This is a genomic window from Streptomyces palmae (assembly GCF_004684805.1).
In the GTDB taxonomy this organism is placed as follows: Bacteria; Actinomycetota; Actinomycetes; order Streptomycetales; family Streptomycetaceae; genus Streptomyces; species Streptomyces palmae.
In genome coordinates this window covers 1-4,185 of the sequence record NZ_SRID01000494.1, presented here as the reverse complement: position 1 = coordinate 4,185, position 4,185 = coordinate 1, and the positions used below count along the sequence as shown (strand labels likewise).

General features: G+C 73.6%; 3 protein-coding genes and 1 pseudogene. 3 read left to right on the top strand and 1 reads right to left on the bottom strand.

The annotated features are described in order from the left end of the window. The first annotated feature begins 166 nt into the window (after window positions 1-166). From E4099_RS29825 to E4099_RS29815, 3 genes are all read left to right on the top strand, one after another. Entirely contained in the window at window positions 167-880 is a 714-nt protein-coding gene (locus E4099_RS29825; protein WP_135342229.1) for a maleylpyruvate isomerase family mycothiol-dependent enzyme, read from the top strand. A 4-nt stretch (window positions 881-884) separates the two neighbouring features. Then, window positions 885-1,538: an MBL fold metallo-hydrolase gene (locus E4099_RS29820; RefSeq protein WP_135342228.1), complete on the top strand. Its 654-nt coding sequence runs from the start codon at window positions 885-887 to the stop codon at window positions 1,536-1,538. A gap of 134 nt (window positions 1,539-1,672) precedes the next feature. Then, complete coding sequence (locus tag E4099_RS29815) at window positions 1,673-2,965, top strand: MFS transporter (protein WP_135342227.1); 1,293 nt, start codon at window positions 1,673-1,675, stop codon at window positions 2,963-2,965. 50 nt (window positions 2,966-3,015) lie between these two features. Here E4099_RS29815 and E4099_RS29810 read toward each other — a convergent pair. Continuing rightward, window positions 3,016-4,185: pseudogene (locus tag E4099_RS29810) on the bottom strand (TerD family protein); the annotation flags it as partial.

Genomic DNA, 4,185 nt, shown 5'->3' with positions numbered 1-4,185 from the left:
GGCAGGGAGGGTGCGGAGCGAAACCCCCGCCCCCAAGGGTATGGGGGCGGTGTGGGGATGTCCTTCAAGGATGCAGCACTCCGAGCCTATAGCACGTACATTCGAATCACGGGCCAAGCCAGCCTGCTTCACCCGAACGTGTGAGTGAGGCACTACGGTCTGGGACATGAGTGACTTCGCACACGACGCCGCCGCGGTCCAGGCGGCCACCGAACGGCTGCTCGGCACCGTCGCCGGGCTGGACGACAAGACGGTCGCCGAGCCCTCCCTGCTCCCGGGCTGGACCCGCGGCCACGTCCTGGCCCACCTGGCCCGCAACGCCGACGCCCTCACCAACCTCCTCACCTGGGCCCGCACCGGCGAGGAGATCCCGATGTACGCCAGCGAGGAGGCCCGCGACGCGGACATCGCGCGGGACGCCCACCGGCCGTTCCCGGAGCACCTGGACGACCTGCGGGCCAGCGCCGCCCGCTTCGGCGAGGCCGCCGCCGCCCTCCCCCGGGACCGCTGGGAGTTCCGGGTGACCATGCGCAACGGAGTGACCGACCAGGCCGCCCGGCTGGCCTTCCGCAGGCTGGGGGAGGTCGAGCTGCACCATGTCGACCTGGGCCTCGGCTACACCCTCGCCGACCTGCCCGCCGAGTTCGTCGCCCAGGAGCTGGACTTCCTCACCGGGAGGTTCTCGGGCCACCCCGACGTGCCCGCCCTGCTGCTGCGCGCCACGGACGGCACCGAGCGGACCACCGGCCGCGCCGAGGGCCCGGCGATCACCGTCGACGGCACCCCGGCCGAGCTGCTGGGCTGGCTCGCCGGGCGGACCGACGGCGCCGGACTGAGCTGCGGCCAGGGCCCGCTGCCGACCGTCCCCCCGCTAGGCTGAGATCATGACGTACAGCGGAGCGGTGAAGGTCGGCGGACCTGCGGACGTGCACGAACTGACCGACCTCATGATCTCTAAGGTCGCGGTCGGCCCGATGAACAACAACGCCTATCTCCTGCGCTGCCGCGCGACCGATGAGCAGCTGCTGATCGACGCCGCGGCCGAGCCGGCGACCCTTCTCAACCTGATCGGGGACAGCGGCATCGCGTCCGTGGTCACCACCCACCAGCACCCCGACCACTGGGGAGCGCTGCGGGAGGTCGTGGACGCCACCGGCGCGCGCACCTACGCGGGCCGGTACGACGCCGAGGGCATCCCGGTGCCCACCGACGTCCTGGTCGAGGACGGCGACACCATCCGGGTCGGCCGGGTCGAGCTGACGGCGCGCCATCTGGTCGGGCACACCCCCGGCAGCATCGCGCTGGTCTACGACGACCCGCACGGCCACCCGCACCTGTTCACCGGCGACTGCCTGTTCCCGGGCGGCGTGGGGAACACCCACGACGACCCCAAGGCCTTCGCCAGCCTCATCGACGACGTGGAGAGCAAGCTGTTCGTGCTCTCCGACGAGACCTGGGTCTACCCCGGGCACGGTGACGACACCACCCTCGGCAACGAGCGCCCGCACCTGGGCGAGTGGCGCGCACGCGGCTGGTGAGCCTCCTGAGGGAGCGGCGGCGGTAGAGGTACCACCGCCGCCCCGGGGCACACGCCCCGGCGCCACCACGCGCCCCGTAACCGGGGCCTCGCGGCGGCGGTTGGACCGTCATGCGCGACGAAAAATCGCCGTCCATGACGCGCCTCGCCGCCGCGTCCCTGGTCGGTACCGCCATCGAGTTCTACGACTTCTACGTCTACGGCAGCGCCGCGGCCCTGGTCTTCGGCTCGCTGTTCTTCCCCGACTTCTCCTCCCTGGCCGGCACGCTGGCCGCCTTCGGCACCTTCGCCGTCGGGTTCATCGCCCGGCCCCTGGGCTCCATGTTCTTCGGGCACATCGGAGACCGCCACGGTCGGCGTCCGGTCCTCATCGCCTCCCTGCTGCTGACCGGTCTGGCCACCGTCGCGGTCGGCTGCGTACCGACCTACGGCACCATCGGCCCGGCGGCACCGGTGATCCTCACACTGCTCCGCTTCGTCCAGGGCTTCGGCCTGGGGGGCGAGTGGGGCGGGGCCGTACTGCTGACCGCCGAGCACGCGCCGGCCCATCGGCGCGGACTGTGGAGCAGCTTCCCCCAGGTCGGCCCGGCCGTCGGCTTCCTGCTGGCCAACAGCGTCCTGCTGACCCTGTCCGGTCTGCTGACCGACGATCAGTTCCACGCCTGGGGCTGGCGGGTGCCGTTCTGGGTCGCCGGGCTGCTGGTGGGCGGCGGGCTGCTGCTGCGCAGCCAGCTCAGCGAGACACCGGAGTTCCGGGAGCTGGCCGAGCGCGACGAGCGTTCCGGCGCGCCGCTCGCCGAGGTGATGCGCGACCACTGGCGTCCGGTGCTGCTCACCGCGGGCGGGCTGGCCGTCGGCTACGCGGTCTTCTACACCGTGACGACCTGGTCGCTCGCCTACGGCACCGACCGGCTCGAGGTGAGCCGCACGGTGATGCTCGGCTGCATCATGGCGGCCGTCGCGATCAAGGGGGCGCTGACGCCCTGGGTGGCGCACCTGGGGGACCGGCTGGGGCGGCGGACGCTGTGCCTGGCCGGCTGCTCCGTCACCGCGCTGTGGGCCTTCCCGCTGATCGGCCTGCTCGGCACCGGGGAGCCGCTGCTGATGTTCCTCGGCTTCCTCGGCGCCTCACTCGGGCTGATGCTGGTGATGGCCGTCACCGGGGCCTACCTGCCGGAGCTGTTCGAGCCGCGGGTGCGCTGCACCGGGGCCGCGGTCGGCTACAACCTGGCGGGTGTGCTGGGCGGCGCGCTGACCCCGATCGTCGCCACCGCGCTCTCCCACGGCAGCGGGCCGCCCTGGGCGGTCGCCGCCTATCTGACCGTCATCGCGCTGTTCAGCCTGGGCTGCTTCACCCTGCTGCCGGAGACGGCCGGCCGGCTCTCGCGTCCGGTGGAGGCGGGCTCGGGCGGCGAGGCCGCCGCCTGAGCGCTCCCCGGCACCGGCCGCCGCCCGCCTCCCCGCGGCGACCTCGCGGGTCAGCCGCCGAAGGCCTGCCGGGCCCTGGCGACCTCGGACAGCACCTGGTGGAGCACGCGGCTGCCCGGGGGGACCTTCGAGGGCTCATAGGTCCAGGCGTGACCGACCCAGGGGTCCGCGAGGTGGTCGTCCGGCACCGGAGTGATCCGCAGCAGCGCGCGCCACAGCGGGTCCAGCACCGGACCGTACGCCCGCGCCTCCTCGCGGTCGGCCACCATCATCAGGTGTACGCCGACCGACGGCCCCTCGTCCGCCAGGTACCGCAGCTGGGTGACGGCCCGGTCGTCGAAGCCGTGCGGGAAGTCGTTGACGATCAGCAGCTGCTGCGCCAGGTCCAGATCGGGCGGCAGCGCGTCGGCGGCACCGCTGCGGATGGCCATCTGCACCAGGTCCACCCGCCGGGTGAGCCGCTCCAACGTCTCGGTGACGCCCTGCGCGCCGAAGGCGGCCGGCCGGTCCAGCACGCCCGATCCGGTCAGCGGCGCGAGGGAGGAGGCCGCCGACCCCGCCGGGTCGATCACCTGGACGGTGAACTCCCCCGCCGGGTAGACCGCCAGCAGCCGGGCCGCATGGGCGACCGCGGTGTCCATGGCCAGCCGGCGCAGCTCGTCGGAATCCACCGACGCCGACTCCGCGGAGCCGTCGCGGCCGCAGTCGATCCACAGCCCCCGCTCCAGCGGCAGCCGTACCAGCATGGGGATGCGCAGATCGGTGCGCTCGGGCAGGTGCAGGTCGCCCAGGCGCAGCGCCATCGGCATCTCGCTGGGCACCCGGTACGCGTGCCAGACCGGGCTGTCCCAGCCGGCGTACGCGGGGGGCAGCGCCGGCTCCACGACCTGCGCCTCCGCGACCAGTTGGGCCGCGTCCCGGTCGAAGACCTCACGCGCCTGCTCCACCAGCCGGGTGTGCTTGCCGCGGGCCGTCGCACGGGCCGAGTCGGCGGCCGGACCGAACCGGGCCCGGGGGTCGGAGAGCATGCCGTCCAGCTCCCGCTCCATCCGGGAGTCGGCGAAGTCGATGGCGCTGCGGTAGGCCGAGGCACTGCGCGCCAGGTCCTCGAACATGCCCCAGACCTGGTTGTAGAGCCGCTCGTCCATGGTCCAGCCGGAGGCGTCCCCGGCCACCGGCTGGGCGGGTCGGCCCGGCTCCGCGGGCGGGGCCGCCGGGGC